Here is an 18,264-nt window from a genome sequence, read left to right as displayed (position 1 = left end):
GATCGCGCAGTTCCCCGCGCCCCTTGAGGGCGTGTCGCTCGCGCCGCGTTCTGGCTGAGCCTCGGGCATGCGGGCCGCCTGGGGCGGGACGGGTGGGTGTGGGTCGGGGCTCGTCGCGCCGAGTGCGGGCTGCACGTGGCTGATCGCGCAGTTCCCCGCGCCCCTTGAGGGCGTGTCGCTAGCGCCGCGTTGACCGCACACGGCCTGTTGAGGCGCCGCGCTTCCGGCCCAGCCGCGGGCAGGCGGGCCGCCTGGGGCGGGACGGGTGGGCGTGGGTCGGGGCTCGTCGGCGGGTGCGGGTTGCATCTGGCTGGTCGCGCAGTTCCCCGCGCCCCTTGAGGGCGTGTCGCTCGCGCCGCGTTGACGCGCGCGGCCGCCCTGGCTCGTCGGCAACCGCCGGGTCAGAAGCCGGGGGGCTCCGTGTAGACGCCCCACTCGTCGCGGAGCAGCCCGCAGATCTCGCCCAGGGTCGCCTCCGCGCGGACCGCGCCGAGCATGGGCTCGATCATGTTGGAGCCGTCCCGGGCGGAGGTCAGCATCGCGTCCAGGGCCGCCCGTACCGCGGCCTCGTCACGGCCCGCGCGACGGTCGCGCAGCACCCGCACCTGCTCGCGCTCGACCTCGTGGCTGACGCGGAGGATCTCCAGGTCGCCGGTCACCGAACCGGTGTTGACGTTGACGCCGACGACCCGCTTCTCGCCCTTCTCCAGGGACTGCTGGTAGCGGAACGCGGACTCGGCGATCTCGCCGGTGAACCAGCCGTCCTCGATGCCGCGCAGGATGCCGGAGGTGACGGGACCGATGGGGTGCCGCCCGTCGGGGTGGGCGCGCAGGCCCCGCTCCTTGATCCGGTCGAAGATCTTCTCGGCGTCGGCCTCGATGCGGTCCGTGAGCTGCTCGACGTACCACGAACCGCCCAGCGGGTCGGCGACGTTGGCGACGCCGGTCTCCTCCATGAGGACCTGCTGGGTGCGCAGGGCGATCTCCGCCGCCTGCTCGCTCGGCAGGGCGAGGGTCTCGTCGAGGGCGTTGGTGTGCAGGGAGTTGGTGCCGCCGAGGACCGCGGCCAGGGCCTCCACCGCCGTACGGACCACGTTGTTGTACGGCTGCTGGGCGGTGAGGGAGACGCCCGCGGTCTGCGTGTGGAAGCGCAGCCACTGGGACTTGGCGGACCGGGCGCCGTACACGTCCCGCATCCAGCGGGCCCAGATGCGGCGCGCGGCACGGAACTTGGCGATCTCCTCGAAGAAGTCGACGTGCGCGTCGAAGAAGAAGGAGAGACCCGGCGCGAAGACGTCGACGTCCAGGCCGCGGCTGAGCCCCAGCTCGACGTAGCCGAATCCGTCGGCGAGCGTGTAGGCCAGTTCCTGCGCGGCCGTGGCCCCGGCCTCGCGGATGTGGTAGCCGGAGACGGACAGCGGCTTGTAGGCGGGGATGCGCTCGGCGCAGTGCTCCATGAGGTCGCCGATGAGACGAAGGTGGGGCTCGGGCTGGAAGAGCCACTCCTTCTGGGCGATGTACTCCTTGAAGATGTCCGTCTGGAGGGTGCCGTTGAGGACGGACGGGTCCACGCCCTGGCGCTCCGCCGCCACCAGGTACATGCAGAAGACGGGGACGGCGGGGCCGCTGATCGTCATGGAGGTGGTGACGTCGCCCAGCGGGATGTCCTTGAACAGGATCTCCATGTCGGCGGCGGAGTCGACGGCCACACCGCAGTGGCCGACCTCGCCCAGCGAGCGGGGGTCGTCGGAGTCGCGGCCCATGAGCGTCGGCATGTCGAAGGCGACGGAGAGCCCGCCACCGCCGTGGCCGAGGATCATCCTGTAGCGCTCGTTGGTCTGCTCGGCGTTGCCGAACCCGGCGAACTGCCGGATGGTCCAGGCGCGCCCGCGGTAGCCGGTGGGATGCAGACCGCGGGTGAAGGGGTACTCCCCCGGCCAGCCGATCCGGTCGAAGCCCTCGTATGTGTCTCCCGGCCGCGGCCCGTACACCGGCTCCACGGGGTCTCCGGAAAGCGTGGTGAAGTCAGCCTCGCGCTTGCGCGCGGCATCGTACCGGGCCTGCCAGCGTCGGCGGCCCTCCTCGATGGCGTCAGCGTCCATGTCTCCAAATTTACTAGGACGTCCTAGTAAGCGTCGACAGGAAACCGCCGTGAACCCCTCACGGCGGTCTCGGTTACGCCTTGGCCGGAGCGGCCTGCGCGCCGCTGACCAGCGGAAGCGTCTCTTCGGCGATCTTGCGCTCGACGAAGAAGGCGGCGAACGGGATCGTCCCGGACAGCAGCACCCACAGCAGCTTGCCGAACGGCCACTTCGCCTTGGAGCCCAGGTCGAAGGCGAAGATCAGGTAGATGATGTAGAGCACACCGTGGACCTGGGAGACCGCGAAGGTCACGTCCTCGCCGGCCTCGAAGCCGTACTTGGCCACCATGCAGGCACAGAGAAGGAGCAGCATGACGGCGGTCACATACGCCATGACGCGGTAGCGGGTCAGCACGCTGGATTTCATGACGTCGAGCGTAACCGCACGTTCCGGGCGATCTTCGCGCGGGTGGGGACGGCCCGAGCGGGCCGCGCACAGCCCCTACTCCTCGTCGAAGTCCCCCGCCGAGATCCGCAGCGGTCTCAGCATCGCGAAGATCTCGCCGCACTCCTCCGCGTCGTACACCCCGAGGCCGAAGTCCATGGACATCAGGTCGCGGGTGGCGGCGTCGACCACCTCGCGGCCCTTGTCGGTGATCGAGGCGAGGGTGCCGCGGCCGTCGTTGGGGTTGGGGCGCTTGTCGACCAGGCCGGACCGCACCAGCCGGTCGACCGTGTTCGTCACGGACGTGGGATGCACCATGAGCCGTTCACCGATCTTGGACATCGGCAGCTCGCCGGCCTTGGAGAAGGTGAGCAGCACGAGCGCCTCGTAGCGCGCGAACGTCAGCCCGTACGGCTTGACCACGGCGTCGACCTCGGCGAGCAGGATCTGGTGGGCCCGCATGATCGAGGTGATCGCGGCCATGGACGGCACGCCACCCCAGCGCTGCTGCCAGAGCTCGTCGGCACGCGCGATGGGGTCGAAGGGGAGACTGAGCGGCTTCGGCACGGCACCAGACCTTACCGGCCGGTCATTATGCGGTCAGCTCCGTCTCGCTCTTCGGTCGGGTGCGCGCGACCCCGGCCACAGGCGGGTGCCGCCGGGCACGACACCGGCGTCCGGGTGTGACTGAGCCATACGGAATCGGTGAAGTTGCCCCTTCCATGGCATATGTTCCCTTTATGTCACCATGGGTGACGGCACGTCACCTCCGCCCAGGGAGCAGCATGTCCCGGCCGACCTCCACGCTCACGGCCCTGGCCGCCCTCGCCGTCCTCGTCCTCGCCGCGGGCTGTTCCCCCGCGCCCGGCCTCGACCAGGCCTCCGTCGCCGGGGCCGCCTCCCGCAAGGGGGGATCCGCGCCCGTCTCGCCCTTCTGGGTCGACCCGGACAGCCTGGCCGCCCGGCAGGCCGAGCGGTGGCGGCGGGAGGGCCGCGCCGGGGACGCCGAGGTGCTGCGGCGCATCGCCGACCGGCCCGCCGCGCTGTGGCCGGCCGGGGAGACCGACCCGGCCCCGGTCGTGCGGGCGGCCGCCGCGGCGGCCCGCGGCGCCGGACAGAGCGCGGTCCTCGTCGCGTACAACATCCCCCACCGGGACTGCGGTCAGCACTCGGCGGGCGGGGCCGTGGACGCGGACGCCTACCGGGCCTGGATCGGGAGCTTCGCCGACGCCCTCGGCGACGCCGAGGCCCTGGTGGTCCTGGAGCCGGACGCGGTCGCCCATGTCGTGGACGGCTGCACGCCCGGCGAGTACCGCGCCGAGCGCGAGGGGCTGCTCGCCGAGGCCGTCGCCCGGCTCAAGCGGCAGCCCGGCACCCGGGTGTACCTGGACGCGGGCAACCCGTCCTGGATCCAGGAGCCCGCGAACCTGGTCGAACCGCTGAGGCGGGCCGGCGTCGACGCCGCCGACGGCTTCGCGCTCAACGTCTCCAACTTCCAGACGAACGACATCACGAAGGCGTACGGGCTCCGGCTCTCCCGGGAGCTGGGCGGCAAGCACTTCGTCGTCGACACCAGCCGCAACGGCAACGGCCCGCTGGCCGACGTCTGGTGCAACCCGTCCGGCCGGGCCCTGGGCACGCCGCCCACCACCGACACCGGCGAGCCCTCGCTGGACGCGTATCTGTGGGTCAAGCGGCCCGGCGAGTCCGACGGCACCTGCGAGGGCGGGCCGGCCGCCGGACGGTGGTGGCCGGAGTACGCGCTGGCACTGGCGCGCAACTCCGCTTCATAGGGCGGCACTTCAGCCGACCTGGAGCCACTTGGCCTCGGACGGGGTGCCCTCGGCGTCGGTCACGAACAGCATGTACCAGCCGGGCGGCACCAGCGCGGGATCGTCCGGCACCGTGAAGGTCACCGCGTCGCCCGACTTGGTCATGCCCAGCTCGATCGAGCGCTGTTCGACGTCCGTGGTGTGGGTGACCGCGCTCGGGCGCATCAGCCGGGCCTCGGCGATCCGCTCGGGGTGGGCGGTGCGGAAGGTGACCATACGGCCGGCATCCAACTGCTGCGGACCGCCAGCGAGTTCGGGCCGGGCGGCGGCGTTGCGGTGCAGCGCGGGCGGGGTGAAGATCTCCATCCGCTGCTCGAAGTGACCCAGCTTGGTGTTCTGCCGGTCGTCGAAGAGCGGGTCCGAGCCGAAGGTGGCGACCCGGCCGTCGGGCAGGAGCAGCGCCTCGGAGTGGTAGTTGCGCCCGACCGTGGGGTCCGCGGCGGCGCGGAAGGCGTTGGCCTTCGGGTCGTAGAACTGCGCCTTGAGGATGTTGCTGGCGCCGCGGCCGCGGTAGTCCTCGGAGCCGCCCGAGGTGAACACGGTGTCGTCCGGCATGATCACGCTGTTCAGATAGCGCGTGCCCCGCGGCAGGTCGGGGCCGTCCTCGAAGACCGGGTTGTCCTTCTTGAGGTCGACGACCGCCGTGCGCGGGGTCGACTTCTCCGACTCGCCGACGCCTCCGCCGCCCAGGACCATCACCTTCTGGTCCTGCGCCGGCGGCAGCAGCAGCGAGGCGGAGGTCTCGGTCTCGTCGGCGTCGCGCAGGCCGGGGACCTTGGTGAAGGTGTTGGTCCTCAGGTCCCAGATCCCCGCCTCGCGGCCCTTGTCCGCGGGGCCGTAGCCGGCGTTGGAGGCGGAGTAGAATAGCTTGCCGCCCTGGGTGAGGAACAGCGCCGGGTACGTCGGGAAGTACCGCGTGGGTCCCGGCGTCCAGGACCTGGTCCTCGGGTCGTAGATCTCGTTGTCGCCGGGGTCGATCGCGCCCACGTCGTTCAGGCCCGAGACCGCGAGGACACGGCCGTCGTCGAGTCCGACCAGGGTCGGGTACCAGCGGGCCTTGTCCATCGGGCCTACGGGCAGGTACCGCTCGGCGACCGGGTCGAACTCATAGGCCGCGCGGATGCCCTGGAAGTCCTGCTTCTCGAGGGTGATCTTCTCGGACAGTCCGTAGGTGTTGTCGGCGTCCTCGCCGGCCAGGCCGACGATCGCGTACTGCGCCTGGTGCTCTGTGACGGACCGCGGGCCCTTGTCGACGGCCTCCACGAACACGCGCGCCTCACCGGCCGTGACCTTCGTCCTCCAGGGCTGCATCACACCGCGCGCGTCGTACGTGATGTCGAAGCTGCGCTGGGCCTCGGGCACGGTGACGTCGAACCGGGTGACGTACTCGACGCCGGCCGGGGAGCGGAAGCGGGTGCCCTTCCTGAGGTGCACCGCCTTGTCGGGGTTCTCGTTCTTCACCCGCATGCCGCCGCCCGCGCGGTCCACCTCGCCGTCGAGCAGCTCGTAGCGGGCCGTGCCGCCCGCGACCAGCAGCCGACCGTCGGGAAGCTGCGCGTGGCCCGAGCAGAAGAAGTCGTCCGGGGTGGGGATCTTCTGGAAGGTGCCGGCCTTCGGGTCCCACAGGACGGTGTCGAAGTCGCCCTTGTCGAACTTGCGTTGCTCGTTGCCCGAGCCCGCGACGATCAGCACCTTGCCGGTGTGCAGCAGGGCCGCGTGGATGGCGTTCGTGCGGTACCGCTCGGGGATGGAGACCTGGCTCCAGGAGCCGTAGCGCGCCTTGTACCCCGGCTGGGCGATCTTGTACGCGTGGTACTTCTCGCCCGCGAAGTCCAGCGCGGCCGGGGCGTTCAGACCCGCCAGGATCGCTATGCCGCCGATGCCCAGCACGGTCTTCCTGGTCCTCTGCGAAGGTCGGTAGGCCATGACCTAGTGGCCTCCTGTCGTCGTACCGGGCACCGGGTCGGGGGCGCCGCCGCCGGCCAGCGCGGGTTCCGTGTCCTCGGGGAGGAGGGTGGTCGTCGTACGGGTACGGGTACGGATACGGGTACCTGTCTGCCGCCGCCCGCGCTCCGCCGTCCGGGTCGACAGCCATACGGCCACGGGGGCCAGGGAGATCACCGTCGCCAGGACCGCCCAGGTGCGCATCGCCGCGTGGGTGTGGCCGAGCGCGACCGAGGCGGCCAGGGAGACGGCGAGGACCGCCGCCCACGCCAGATGGATACGGAACGTCAGCAGGCGGTCCGCGCTGGCGTCGCCGCCCTTGGGGGTGACCACGAACCGGCTCGGGCGGCGTACCAGGGCCTCGCCGAGCGACTTGAGGTAGATCGGCGCCGACAGCGCGGACATCGCCATGCCCGCCAGGCCGCCGGAGCCCTGCGGCTCGTGCGGGGAGACGTTGTGCCGGCGGTTCCAGAGGTAGAGGCCGATCTGGAGCGCGGCGGCGTCGCTGTAGAGCATCAGCCAGACCGAGGCGGCGACCTGGGTGCCGGACGCTCCGAACCAGAGGAACAGCACGCAGCTGAGGATGCCGAGGAACCAGTTGACCGCGGTCATCGGGTAGTACACGAGCATGAGCGTGTACGAGAACAGCCGGCCGGGCGGCATCGTGAGCGGTGCCTTCCAGTACTGCTTGAACAGGGTCTCGTAGGAACCTCTCGACCAGCGCATCTGCTGGGTGAAGAAGTCCGTCCAGGAGGCCGGGCCCTCGCCGACGGCGAGCACGTCCGGGGTGTAGACCGAGCGCCAGTGGTTGCGGGTCCCGGGGTTGCGGTGGCGGTGCAGTTCGAAGCCGGTCGCCATGTCCTCGGTGACGCTGTCCTGGAGACCGCCGATCTGGAGCAGGGCGGCGACGCGGACGACGTTGTTGGTGCCGACGAACATCGGGGAGCGGTAGCGGTTGCCGGCGCGCTGGATCAGCGCGTGGAAGAGGAACTGCTGGGACTCGGCGGCCTTGGTGACGGGGTTGTGGTAGTTGCCGTAGACCTGGGGGCCTACGACGAAGGCGACGTCCGGGTCGCGGAAGTAGCCCATCATCCGCTCCAGGAACTCGGGGAGCGGGACGTGGTCGGTGTCCACGGAGGCGAAGAACTCGTAGGCGCGGCCGTGCCGGGCGAGCCAGGCGTTGTAGTTGCCGTGCTTGGTGCGGGCCTTGTGGGCGCCGCTGCCGCGGTTCCATTCCGGGACGCCGTGGCGGGTGAAGTGGCGTACGCCGAGTTCCGCGCAGAGCGCCCTGGCCCGGTCGTCGTCGCCCTCGTCGAGCAGCCAGACGTCCAGGGGGCCGGTGTGGGTGACCCGGAGCGCGGCCTCCAGGGTGGCGCGGACCATGGCGAGGGGTTCCTTGCCGGGGACGTACGTGGTGAGGAAGGCGACGCGGGTGCCGTCCTCGGGGACGACGGGGACGGGGTCGCGGGCGACGAGGGTCGCGTGCGCGACGGAGGCCACGTTGACGACCATGAACAGCTCGATGAGCGCGATGGCTATCAGCATCACGACGTCGAGCCGGATCATCCATGGTTCGCCGCCCTCGCGTTCGACCCAGTGGGTGGGCCAGACGAGGTAGATGAGGAGGATGCCGGTGACGAGCGGGGCGAGGCTCATCAGGGCGACGGCTCGTATTCGGTGGGGCTCGCGGGAGAGGAGAGAGGTGTACCGCACCTGGTAGGCGGTGCCCCGGCCGGTCTCCGTCAGAGGTCCGGCCAGGCGGCTGTGGGTGTCGTAGTCGTAGCCCTCCGGTCGCACGGCGCTCTCCCGTCGGTGAGGAGCGGTCGATTTGATCGAACCGCTCAACTACTCACACGAAAATGGAGATTGCGGGGCATGTCGAACGGGACGCGTCCAGGTGGGTGCCTGCGACTCGCCCGCGTGGGGCTTGGTGCGGGGCCGCGCGGGGCGCGATCCGTCGGCGGGTGGTGCGGGGCCGCGCCGGGGGCTGGTGGCGGGACCGCACGGGGGCTGGTGCGGGGCCGGCGTGCGGCGCGATCCGTCGGCGGGTGGTGCGGGGCCGCGCCGGGGGGTATCCGTCCTCGGTCCGCCGATCTGGCCTCCTACGGGGGAGAGGGGGGTCGGCGGCGGCCGCTGCGGGCGGACACCCCCCGACACGTCCCCTCCCCGCCGTACGCGACTTTCCGCCGCCGCGGACATGCGCGACGCCCCCAGCCGCGGGCATGCGTGCCGCCAAGGGCGGCACGGGTGGGCGCGGCGGCACCTCGTCGGCGCCGAGCTGCGCAACGCCCAGGCTGCTTCCGCGACGCCGAGGCGGCCAGGACACACCGCTACTGCGCCAGGTAGCGCTCGACCGTGTCGACCTTGGTCGTGAGGGCGTTCGTCACTCCGGGGCGGATGTCCGCCTTGAGGACGAGGGACACCCGAGGGGCCCGCGCCTCGACCGCGGCCACGGCTCGCCGGACGACGTCCATGACCTCCTCCCACTCCCCCTCCACGGACGTGAACATCGCGTCCGTCCGGTTGGGCAGCCCCGACTCCCGTACGACCCGGACCGCGTCGGCGACGTACTCCCCCACGTCCTCACCGACACCGAGCGGCGTCACGGAGAAGGCGACGATCATGCGCTGACGACCCCTTCCTTGCGGGCGCGGGAGGCGATCAGCGCGTCCTCGGACTCACGCCGCAGCCTGCGGTCGGCGAAGAAGCCGCCGGTGGGCAGGACGGAGAGGACGGCGTAGAGGGCGGCCGTCTGGAAGGGCCACTTCGCGCGGTTCCATGCGTCCGCCCAGAAGATCACGTAGAGGATGAAGAGGACTCCGTGGACGGCGCCCATGACCGGTACCGCGTTGAAGTCCGTCGTGCGCTTGAGCACCGAGCACACGAGCAGCAGCAGGAAGGACACGGCCTCGGGGGTCGAGACCAGGCGGAGCCGGCGCAGGGCGGAGGCGGTCTTGATGTCCACGGGTCACCTTCGGTGGGAGAGTCATCGACAGTTTGTGAACGAGTGCACAAACGCGCTGCCATTGTGGCAAACGCGGTGGCGGACCCGACGTCGGGGGGCCGTGGGGCCGCCGGCCCTGCTCGGGGTCCGGTCAGGGTAGGTCTCCGACCCAGGGCTCTGTCCGGGATGCCCGGCCTCGGGCTACCTTCCCTGCGTGGCGATGTTCCGACTTCAGGGAAGCAAGGTCCTCGCCGTCGACATGACCGGAGACGCCGTGAAGGCGAAGAACGGCTCGATGGTCGCGTACGACGGGCAGATGGCCTTCAAGAAGCTGAGTGGTGGAGGGGAAGGGCTGCGCGGGATGGTGACCCGGCGGCTCACCGGCGAGCAGATGACGGTGATGGAGGTGAGTGGGCAGGGGACCTGCTGGTTCGCCGACCGGGCTTCCGAGATCAATCTCGTCAGCCTCCAGGGGGACAAGCTGTTCGTGGAGAGCAGCAATCTGCTGGCCACCGACGCGGGTCTGCGGACCGGCACGACCTTCACCGGTCTGCGCGGGGCCTCCCAGGGCAACGGGCTGTTCACCACGACCGTGGAGGGGCACGGACAGGCCGCCGTCACCTCCGACGGGCCGGCCGTGGTGCTGCGGGTCAGCCCGCAGTACCCGCTGAGCGTCGACCCGGGCGCGTATGTCGCGCACCAGGGGAATCTGCGGCAGTCCTTCCAGTCGGGTGTGACCTTCCGCACGCTCCTCGGCGAGGGCGGCGGCGAGGCGTTCCAGATCCGGTTCGAGGGGGACGGCCTGGTGTACGTACAGCCCAGCGAGCGCAACACGATCGCGGGGGACGTGTGATGACGTTCCGCGAGATCAACTCCAAGATGGTGGAAGCCACCGTCGTGCCGGGGCAGCGGCTGTTCAGTCAGCGCGGCGCGATGCTGGCGTACAAGGGGGATGTCTCCTTCACCCCGAACACGGCCGGCGGCCAGGGCGGGATCATGTCGATGATCGGGCGCCGGGTGGCCAACGAGGACACTCCGCTGATGACCGTCGAGGGCAGCGGCACCGTGTTCTTCGGGCACGGCGGTCACCATGTGCAGATCATCCGGCTGGCCGGGGACACCCTGCACGTCGAGGCGGACCGGCTGCTCGCCTTCGAGGGCACCCTGGAGCAGTCGACGGTGTTCCTCGGCGCGCAGGGCGGGGTGATGGGCATGGTGCGGGGGCAGGTGAGCGGGCAGGGGCTGTTCACCACCTCGTTGAGAGGGCACGGGGCCGTCGCGGTCATGGCCCACGGCGGGGTGTTCGAGGTGCCGATCACCCCGCAGCGGCCCGTGCACGTCGACCCGCAGGCCTACGTCGCCCACCGCGGCGACGTACGCAACAAGCTGTCGACGGCACTGGGCTGGCGCGACATGGTGGGCCGCGGCTCCGGTGAGGCGTTCCAGCTGGAGCTCAGCGGCAGCGGCACGGTGTACGTCCAGGCCTCGGAGGAGAAGCTGTGACCGGCCGTCCCGGCGCGGGTCCCGTCGTGTACGACCCGATGACCCTGCCCACCGACGACAACGTCGACAAGTACACCTTCTGCGTGGAGCTCAAGGGCTCCCAGTGGTTCATGCAGAAGGGGAAGATGATCGCCTACTACGGGTCGATCGAGTTCAACGGCATCGGGCACGGGCGTTTGGACCGACTTGTCCGTACGTCGTTCCATTCGCCTCTGCACGCGTCGGACTGGGTCGTGGCGGAGGGCTCGGGCAAGATGCTGCTCGCCGACCGGGCCTTCGATGTCAATTCGTACGACCTTGACGACGGCAACCTGACCATTCGCTCGGGCAATCTGCTCGCTTTTCAGCCAACTCTCGCGCTGAAGCAATCCATCGTGCCGGGTTTTCTGACGCTGATCGGAACCGGCAGGTTCGTGGCCGCATCTAACGGTCCGGTGGTGTTCATGGAGCCCCCGATCCGGGTGGATCCGCAGGCGCTCGTCGGCTGGGCCGACTGCCCGTCACCGTGCCATCACTACGACCATGGCTACATGACCGGTGTGGTGGGCGGTCTACGTGCACTGACGGGCCTCGGCGGAGCCTCTGGGGAGGAGCATCAGTTCGAGTTCGTCGGGGCCGGCGCGGTGCTGCTGCAGTCGTCCGAGGCCTTGATGGCCGAGCAGGCGACCGGGGCCGTTCCGCGTCAGGCGGGCGTGCCGGGCGGCGGGACGCCCGGTGGCCAAGGTGTACCGCGCCTTCCCGGACAGCTGGGAGACCTCCAGCGTCGCTTCGGGCTGTGAGCGGTAGTCTGCGGAGTGTGACATCGAACGCGTGCACGCCGTCACACCACCGCCGATAGTACGCCTTTCAACTTCTTAGGTAGACTTCATTCATGGAGACCGAAGCGGCCACGCGCTGGCTGACCGATGCGGAGCAGTGCGCCTGGCGCACCCACCTGGAGGTCAACAGGCTGTTGACATACCAGCTCGAAAAGGACCTGCAGCCTTTCGGCCTGACGATGAACGACTACGAGATCCTGGTGAACCTCTCCGAATCGGAGGACCTGCGGATGCGGATGAGCGACCTCGCCTCCGCCACCCTCCAGTCCAAGAGCCGCCTCTCGCACCAGATCACCCGCATGGAGAACGCCGATCTGGTGCGCCGGGAGAACTGCGAGTCCGACCGCCGCGGGCTGTACGCGGTGCTCACCGAGCACGGCATGGAGACCATGCAGCGGGTCGCCCCGCACCATGTCTCCTCGGTGCGCAGGCACTTCATCGACCTGCTCTCCCCCGAGGCGCTCGGCGAGCTCGACACCTCGCTGAAGCCCATCGCGGAGCACCTGCGCGGCCAGCGCGGCCGCCCCTGAGGCAGCCGCTTCGAGGCCCCGTACGCGCCGGGCGGCGTCCGACCAGGACACCGCCCGGGGGGCTTCGCATCTGCGTATACGCGACGCCCGTCACGGGCGGACTGCGGGACGGCGCGGGCCTCGGCGGCGGCCGGGTGACCGGGCCCTGACGCCGGGCATGCCGAGGGCCCCTGACGCGCGATGTGTCAGGGGCCCTCGGCGGATCCGGATGCACCGGCCCCGTCGGCGGCCGGTGCGGCGGCGGTGCCTTCGGCGTCAGCCCTGGGTCAGGCCCGTCACCAGTTCGTCCGCCGCGCGGTACGCGTCCAACTCCCCCGCGACGATCCGCTCCGCCAGGCTGCTCAGCCGGCGGTCGCCGTGCAGGTCTCCGATGCGTTCGCGAAGGGCGGTGACCGCGATCGTCTCGACCTCGTGGGAGGCGCGGGCGAGACGGCGCTCGGTGAGCACGCCGTGCTCCTCCATCCACGCCCGGTGCTTCTCCAGGGCCTCGACCACCTCGTCCACGCCCTCGCCGCGGGCGGCGACCGTCTTCACGATCGGGGGGCGCCAGTCGCCCGGAGCCCGGGACTCGCCGAGCCCGAGCATGTGGTTGAGCTCGCGGGCCGTGGCGTCGGCGCCGTCCCGGTCGGCCTTGTTGACCACGTACACGTCGCCGATCTCCAGGATGCCCGCCTTGGCGGCCTGGATGCCGTCGCCCATGCCCGGGGCCAGCAGCACCACGCTGGTGTCGGCCTGGGAGGCGATCTCCACCTCCGACTGGCCCACACCGACCGTCTCCACGAGAACGACGTCGCAGCCCGCCGCGTCCAGCACCCGGATCGCCTGCGGCGCCGCCCAGGCGAGCCCGCCGAGGTGGCCGCGGGTCGCCATGGAGCGGATGTAGACGCCGGGGTCGGAGGCGTGGTCGGACATCCGCACCCGATCGCCGAGCAGGGCCCCGCCGGAGAACGGCGAGGACGGGTCGACGGCCAGGACGCCGACCCGCTTGCCCTGCCTGCGGTACGCCGTCACCAGGGCCGAGGTCGTCGTGGACTTGCCGACACCCGGGGACCCGGTCAGGCCCACGACGTAGGCGTTGCCGGCCAGCGGAGCCAGGGCCGCCATGACCTCCCTGAGCTGCGGAGACGCCCCCTCCACCAGGGAGATCAGCCGCGCCACGGCCCGCGGCCGGCCCTCCCTGGCCTGGGAAACCAGCGTGGAGACGTCCTGCATCACAGCTCCCGTTCTCGTCGAGTCAGGTTCGGCGCCAGCCGGAGAAAGCGCGGCCTGTGAAGGCGCGGCCGGGGACGGCGCGGCCGGTGAAGGCGCGGCCGGTGAAGGCGCGGCCGGTGAAGGCGCGGCCGGGGACGGCGCGGCCGGTGAAGGCGCGGCCGGTCAGGCCTTGGGCACCCGCACGATCAGCGCGTCGCCCTGGCCGCCGCCGCCGCACAGCGCCGCCGCACCGACACCGCCGCCACGCCGCTTCAGCTCCAGCGCCAGGTGCAGCACCAGCCGGGCGCCGGACATGCCGATGGGGTGGCCGAGGGCGATGGCACCGCCGTTGACGTTCACCTTTTCCGTGGACACGCCGAGGTCCTTCATTGACTGCACGGCGACGGCGGCGAACGCCTCGTTGATCTCGATCAGGTCGAGCTCGGACGCCTCCAGGCCCTCCTTCTTCAGAGCGTGCAGGATCGCGTTCGACGGCTGCGACTGCAAAGAGTTGTCCGGGCCGGCCACGTTGCCGTGGGCGCCGATCTCGGCGATCCAGTCCAGGCCCAGCTCCTGCGCCTTGGCCTTGCTCATCACGACCACGGCGGCGGCGCCGTCGGAGATCTGCGAGGAGGTGCCGGCGGTGATGGTGCCGTCCTTGGTGAAGGCCGGGCGCAGCTTGCCGAGCGACTCCGCGGTGGTGTCGGCGCGGATGCCCTCGTCCTTGCTGAAGACGACCGGCTCGCCCCTGCGCTGCGGGATCTCGATCGGGGTGATCTCGGCCTCGAAGATGCCGTTCTTCTGCGCGGCGGCGGCCCGCTGGTGCGACAGGGCGGCGATCTCGTCCTGGGCGGCGCGGCCGATGCCCAGGCGGGTGTTGTGCTTCTCGGTGGACTCGCCCATCGGGATGTTCTCCCACGGGTCGGTCAGGCCGTCGTAGGCCATGGCGTCGAGCATCTCGACGGCGCCGTACTTGAAGCCGTCGCGGGACTTCGGCAGCAGGTGGGGGGCGTTGGTCATGGACTCCTGGCCACCCGCGACCACGATGTCGAACTCACCCGCGCGGATGAGCTGGTCGGCCAGCGCGATGGCGTCGAGGCCGGACAGGCACACCTTGTTGATGGTGAGGGCCGGGACGTTCATCGGGATGCCGCCCTTGACCGCGGCCTGGCGGGCCGGGATCTGCCCGGCCCCGGCCTGGAGCACCTGGCCCATGATCACGTACTGCACCTGGTCGCCGCCGATGCCCGCGCGGTCCAGGGCTGCCTTGATGGCGAAGCCGCCCAGATCGGCTCCGGAGAAGGTCTTCAGAGAGCCGAGGAGCCGGCCCATCGGAGTACGAGCGCCGGCCACGATGACGGAGGTGGCGCTGTTCGTTCCAGACATGAGGTGCGATCCCCTTTCAGCTGCACAAGCTGAGGAGTGAACGAGGGTTTACTCGAATGTACTGAGCGGTACTCCACCCGTCATCGGGCCGTCGGTGTGATCGCGCGCACGTTGCGTAACCACCTCCGGAGCGCTGCACTGAGTCCATGCTGACGCGAATCGACCACATCGGAATCGCCTGTTTCGACCTCGACAAGACCGTCGAGTTCTACCGGTCCACGTACGGCTTCGAGGTCTTCCACTCCGAGGTCAACGAGGAGCAGGGCGTGCGCGAGGCCATGCTCAAGATCAACGATACGTCCGACGGCGGCGCCTCGTACCTTCAGCTGCTGGAGCCCACCCGCGAGGACTCCACAGTCGCAAAGTGGCTCGCGAAGAACGGCGAGGGAGTCCACCACATCGCCTTCGGCACGGCGGACGTGGACGCGGACGCCGCCGACATCCGCGGCAAGGGCGTGCGCGTGCTCTACGACGAGCCCCGGCGCGGCTCCATGGGGTCCCGGATCACCTTCCTGCACCCCAAGGACTGCCACGGAGTTCTCACGGAACTGGTCACTTCGGCGGGCGTTGAGTCACCTGAGCACTGACCCCCGTACATATGGGCCGGTAGGGTTGGGTGCGGTCGCCCGGCTCCCGGGCGTCCGCACACGCCGGGGTCCGGGTTTCGGGGGACGAGCGCCGGGCAGCAGCCCATGCTCGGTTCGTTGATCTGACACCATTCCCCGGGGGCCCCGTTCGGCGGATGGACGGAGCTCGTTTGGAGAGACTTGCGACCAGGGGACGGATGGGACCGCGCAGTGCGGGGCTACGAGGGCCAGGAGCGAGAGCCGGCGGCTGACGTCGACCACCTCTCTCGGTTCGAGGCCGAGATGAAGCGGCTGAAGACCGAGCGGGAAAAGGCGATCCAGCACGCCGAGGACCTCGGCTACCAGGTCGAGGTGCTGCGCGCCAAGCTGCACGAGGCGCGCCGCACCCTGATGACCAGGCCCGCCTACGACAGCGCCGACATCGGCTATCAGGCCGAGCAGTTGCTGCGCAACGCGCAGGTGCAGGCCGACCAGATCCGCTCGGACGCCGAGCGCGAGCTGAGCCAGGCGCGGGCGCAGACCCAGCGGATCCTCCAGGAGCACGCCGAGCAGGCTGCCCGGCTCCAGGCCGAGCTGCACCAGGAGGCGGTGACCCGGCGCCAGCGGCTCGACCAGGAACTGGCCGAGCGCCGCCAGACGGTCGAGTCGCACGTCAACGAGAACGTGGCGTGGGCCGAGCAACTGCGCGCCCGCACCGAGTCGCAGGCCCGGCGGCTGCTGGAGGAGTCCCGGGCGGAGGCCGAGCAGGCCCTCGCGGCCGCCCGGGCGGAGGCCGAGCGGCTGACCGGCGAGGCCGGCCGGCGGCTCCAGGCCGAGGCCGAGGCGGGGCGCGCGGAGGCCGATCAGATCCTGCGCCGGGCCCGCGCGGACGCCGAGCGGCTGCTGAACGCGGCCTCCACCCAGGCCCAGGAGGCCACCGACCACGCCGAGCAGCTGCGTTCGTCGACGGCGACCGAGTCCGACGCGGCCCGCCGGCAGTCCGCCGAGCTCAGCCGTGCCGCCGAGCAGCGCATGAGCGAGGCCGAGGACGCGCTGCGCAAGGCGCAGACCGAGGCCGAGAAGCTGGTCACCGAGGCCAAGGACGCCGCCGCCAAGGCGCTGGCCGGCGCCGAGGCCGCCAACGAGACCCGCACCCGCACGGCGAAGGAGCAGGTCGCCCGGCTGGTCAGCGAGGCCACCAAGGAGGCCGAGACCACCAAGGAGGAGGCCGAGCAGCAGCTCGCCGACGCCCGCGCGGAGGCCGAGAAGATCGTCGCGGAGGCCTCCGAGAAGGCCCGCACGATCACCGCCGAGGAGAGCGCGACCCAGCTGTCGAAGGCGGCCAAGACCGCCGAGGACGTGCTGAACAAGGCCGCGGAGGAGGCCAAGCAGACCACCCGGGCCGCCGCCGAGGAGGCCGAGCGCATCCGCCGTGAGGCCGAGGCGGAGGCGGACCGGCTGCGCGCCGAGGCGCACGGCATCGCCGAACAGCTCAAGGGCGCGGCGAAGGACGACACCGAGGAGTACCGCGCCAAGACGGTCGAGCTCCAGGAAGAGGCGCGCCGTCTGCGCGGCGAGGCCGAGAACCTGCGCTCGGAGGCCGTCGGCGAGGGCGAGAGGATCCGCGCGGAGGCCCGCCGTGAGGCGGTCGCGCAGATCGAGGAGGCGGCGCGGTCCGCCGAGGAACTGCTGGCGAAGGCGAAGGCCGACGCCGACGAGCTGCGCCGCACCGCGACGACGGACAGCGAGAAGGTCCGCACCGAGGCGATCGAGCGCGCGACGAGCCTGCGCCGGCAGGCCGAGGAGACCCTGGAGCGCACCCGCGCGGAGGCCGAGCGCCACCGCGAGGAGATCGTGGAGCAGGCCGACGGCATCCGCGCGGACGCCGAGCGGTCCGCGCAGGAGCTGCGCGAGGAGACCGAGCGGGCACTCGCGGCCCGGCAGGCGGCGGCCGTCGAGGAGCTGACCCGGCAGCACACCGAGGCCGAGCAGCGTCTGGTGTCCGCCGAACAGGCGCTGAGCGAGGCCCGGGAGGAGGCCGAGCGCATCCGCCGCGAGGCCGCCGAGGAGACCGACAGGCTGCGCGCCGAGGCCGCCGAACGCATCCGTGCGCTCCAGCAGCAGGCGGAGACCGAGGCGGAGCGGCTGCGCGACGAGGCCGCCGCCGACGCGTCGGCCTCCCGCGCCGAGGGCGAGTCCGTTGCCGTACGGCTGCGCACGGAGGCCGCGACCGAGGCGGAGCGGCTGCGGCAGGAGGCGCAGGACAGCGCCGACCGGATGCGCGCGGAGGCGCAGGCCGCCGCCGAGCGCCTCGGCACCGAGGCGTCGGAGACGCTGGCCGCCGCGCAGGAGGAGGCCGCCCGGCGCCGCCGCGAGGCCGAGGAGCTGCTGGGTTCGGCCCGGCAGGAGGCCGACCAGGAGCGCGAGCGGGCCCGCGAGCAGAGCGAGGAGCTGCTGGCGAGCGCGCGCAACCGTGTGGAGGAGGCGCAGGCCGAGGCGACCCGCCTGGTCGAGGAGGCCGACCGGCGCGCGACGGAGCTGGTGTCGGCCGCCGAGCAGCACGCCCAGCAGGTGCGGGAGTCGGTTGCGGGCCTGCACGAGCAGGCGCAGGAGGAGATCTCCGGGCTGCGCTCGGCCGCCGAGCACGCGGCGGACCGTACCCGCCGGGAGGCCGAGGAGGAGGCGGACCGGGTCCGCTCCGACGCCTACGCCGAGCGGGAGCGGGCCGGCGAGGACGCCAACCGGGTGCGCCGCGAGGCGTCCGAGGAGGCGGAGGCCGCGAAGGCGCTCGCCGCGCGGACGATGGCGGAGGCGATGGCCGAGTCCGAGCGGCTGCGCGCGGACGCCTCCGAGCACGCCCAGCGGGTGCGCACCGAGGCGTCGGACACCATCGCGCAGGCCGACCAGGACGCGGCGCGCACCCGGGCGGACGCCCGCGAGGACGCCAACCGCATCCGGTCGGACGCGGCGACGCAGGCGGACACCCTCATCACCGAGGCCCGGAGCGAGGCGGAGCGGCTCACC

At 71.5% G+C, this 18,264-nt stretch carries 16 protein-coding genes; 7 read left to right on the top strand and 9 right to left on the bottom strand.

What is annotated here, in order from left to right; translation table 11 throughout:
• Positions 1-401: 401 nt before the first annotated feature.
• The 3 genes from ABZZ79_RS05270 to ABZZ79_RS05260 form a co-directional block, all read right to left on the bottom strand.
• Positions 402-2,102, bottom strand: a complete 1,701-nt coding sequence (locus ABZZ79_RS05270; RefSeq protein WP_356686637.1) for a methylmalonyl-CoA mutase family protein — start codon at positions 2,100-2,102, stop codon at positions 402-404.
• 73 nt (positions 2,103-2,175) lie between these two features.
• Positions 2,176-2,508, bottom strand: a complete 333-nt coding sequence (locus ABZZ79_RS05265) for a DUF3817 domain-containing protein (protein WP_356686635.1) — start codon at positions 2,506-2,508, stop codon at positions 2,176-2,178.
• Positions 2,509-2,583: 75 nt separating this feature from the next.
• Positions 2,584-3,093, bottom strand: a complete 510-nt coding sequence (locus ABZZ79_RS05260) for a MarR family transcriptional regulator (RefSeq protein WP_356686633.1) — start codon at positions 3,091-3,093, stop codon at positions 2,584-2,586.
• A gap of 218 nt (positions 3,094-3,311) precedes the next feature.
• On the opposite strand from ABZZ79_RS05260, the gene ABZZ79_RS05255 reads away from it, so the two are divergent.
• On the top strand, positions 3,312-4,319 hold the full coding sequence (locus ABZZ79_RS05255; protein ID WP_356686631.1) for a glycoside hydrolase family 6 protein: 1,008 nt from the start codon (positions 3,312-3,314) through the stop codon (positions 4,317-4,319).
• 9 nt (positions 4,320-4,328) lie between these two features.
• Here the strand turns inward: ABZZ79_RS05255 and ABZZ79_RS05250 are convergent, their stop codons facing one another.
• From ABZZ79_RS05250 to ABZZ79_RS05235, 4 genes are all read right to left on the bottom strand, one after another.
• The gene (locus ABZZ79_RS05250) at positions 4,329-6,284 is read right to left on the bottom strand and encodes a kelch motif-containing protein (protein ID WP_356686629.1); all 1,956 of its coding nucleotides are present in this window, start codon (positions 6,282-6,284) and stop codon (positions 4,329-4,331) included.
• Positions 6,285-6,287: 3 nt separating this feature from the next.
• Positions 6,288-8,099 carry a cellulose synthase catalytic subunit gene (locus ABZZ79_RS05245; protein WP_356686627.1) on the bottom strand — a complete coding sequence of 604 codons (1,812 nt, stop codon included), beginning with the start codon at positions 8,097-8,099 and terminating at the stop codon, positions 6,288-6,290.
• 533 nt (positions 8,100-8,632) lie between these two features.
• Positions 8,633-8,926 (bottom strand): MTH1187 family thiamine-binding protein, encoded by a 294-nt coding sequence (locus ABZZ79_RS05240; RefSeq protein WP_356686625.1) that lies wholly within the window; start codon positions 8,924-8,926, stop codon positions 8,633-8,635.
• Positions 8,923-9,267 (bottom strand): DUF3817 domain-containing protein, encoded by a 345-nt coding sequence (locus ABZZ79_RS05235; RefSeq protein WP_356686623.1) that lies wholly within the window; start codon positions 9,265-9,267, stop codon positions 8,923-8,925. Before ABZZ79_RS05235 ends, ABZZ79_RS05240 begins: the two co-directional genes overlap by 4 nt.
• Positions 9,268-9,466: 199 nt before the next feature.
• Between ABZZ79_RS05235 and ABZZ79_RS05230 the strand changes: the two genes are divergently transcribed.
• From ABZZ79_RS05230 to ABZZ79_RS05215, 4 genes are all read left to right on the top strand, one after another.
• Positions 9,467-10,099: an AIM24 family protein gene (locus ABZZ79_RS05230; protein ID WP_356686684.1), complete on the top strand. Its 633-nt coding sequence runs from the start codon at positions 9,467-9,469 to the stop codon at positions 10,097-10,099.
• Positions 10,099-10,749: an AIM24 family protein gene (locus ABZZ79_RS05225; RefSeq protein ID WP_356686621.1), complete on the top strand. Its 651-nt coding sequence runs from the start codon at positions 10,099-10,101 to the stop codon at positions 10,747-10,749. Before ABZZ79_RS05230 ends, ABZZ79_RS05225 begins: the two co-directional genes overlap by 1 nt.
• A 38-nt stretch (positions 10,750-10,787) precedes the next feature.
• Complete coding sequence (locus ABZZ79_RS05220; protein ID WP_356686682.1) at positions 10,788-11,528, top strand: AIM24 family protein; 741 nt, start codon at positions 10,788-10,790, stop codon at positions 11,526-11,528.
• 92 nt (positions 11,529-11,620) lie between these two features.
• Positions 11,621-12,097 carry a MarR family transcriptional regulator gene (locus tag ABZZ79_RS05215; RefSeq protein WP_356686619.1) on the top strand — a complete coding sequence of 159 codons (477 nt, stop codon included), beginning with the start codon at positions 11,621-11,623 and terminating at the stop codon, positions 12,095-12,097.
• 255 nt (positions 12,098-12,352) lie between these two features.
• On the opposite strand, the gene meaB is transcribed toward ABZZ79_RS05215, so the two are convergent.
• Both meaB and ABZZ79_RS05205 read right to left on the bottom strand, forming a co-directional pair.
• On the bottom strand, positions 12,353-13,309 hold the full coding sequence (gene meaB, locus ABZZ79_RS05210) for a methylmalonyl Co-A mutase-associated GTPase MeaB (RefSeq protein WP_356686617.1): 957 nt from the start codon (positions 13,307-13,309) through the stop codon (positions 12,353-12,355).
• Between the two features lie 162 nt (positions 13,310-13,471).
• Complete coding sequence (locus ABZZ79_RS05205; RefSeq protein WP_356686616.1) at positions 13,472-14,674, bottom strand: acetyl-CoA C-acetyltransferase; 1,203 nt, start codon at positions 14,672-14,674, stop codon at positions 13,472-13,474.
• A 146-nt stretch (positions 14,675-14,820) separates the two neighbouring features.
• Between ABZZ79_RS05205 and mce the strand changes: the two genes are divergently transcribed.
• Both mce and scy read left to right on the top strand, forming a co-directional pair.
• Positions 14,821-15,261, top strand: a complete 441-nt coding sequence (gene mce, locus ABZZ79_RS05200) for a methylmalonyl-CoA epimerase (RefSeq protein ID WP_356686614.1) — start codon at positions 14,821-14,823, stop codon at positions 15,259-15,261.
• 210 nt (positions 15,262-15,471) lie between these two features.
• On the top strand, positions 15,472-18,264 hold a 2,793-nt coding region (gene scy / locus ABZZ79_RS05195), incomplete at its 3' end, for a polarized growth protein Scy (protein ID WP_356686612.1).

Origin of the sequence: Streptomyces sp. NPDC006458 (assembly GCF_040612135.1) — a bacterium.
In the GTDB taxonomy this organism is placed as follows: domain Bacteria; phylum Actinomycetota; class Actinomycetes; order Streptomycetales; family Streptomycetaceae; genus Streptomyces.
Note: the sequence above shows the minus strand (reverse complement) of the source record. Positions and strands in the feature narration are given on the sequence as shown.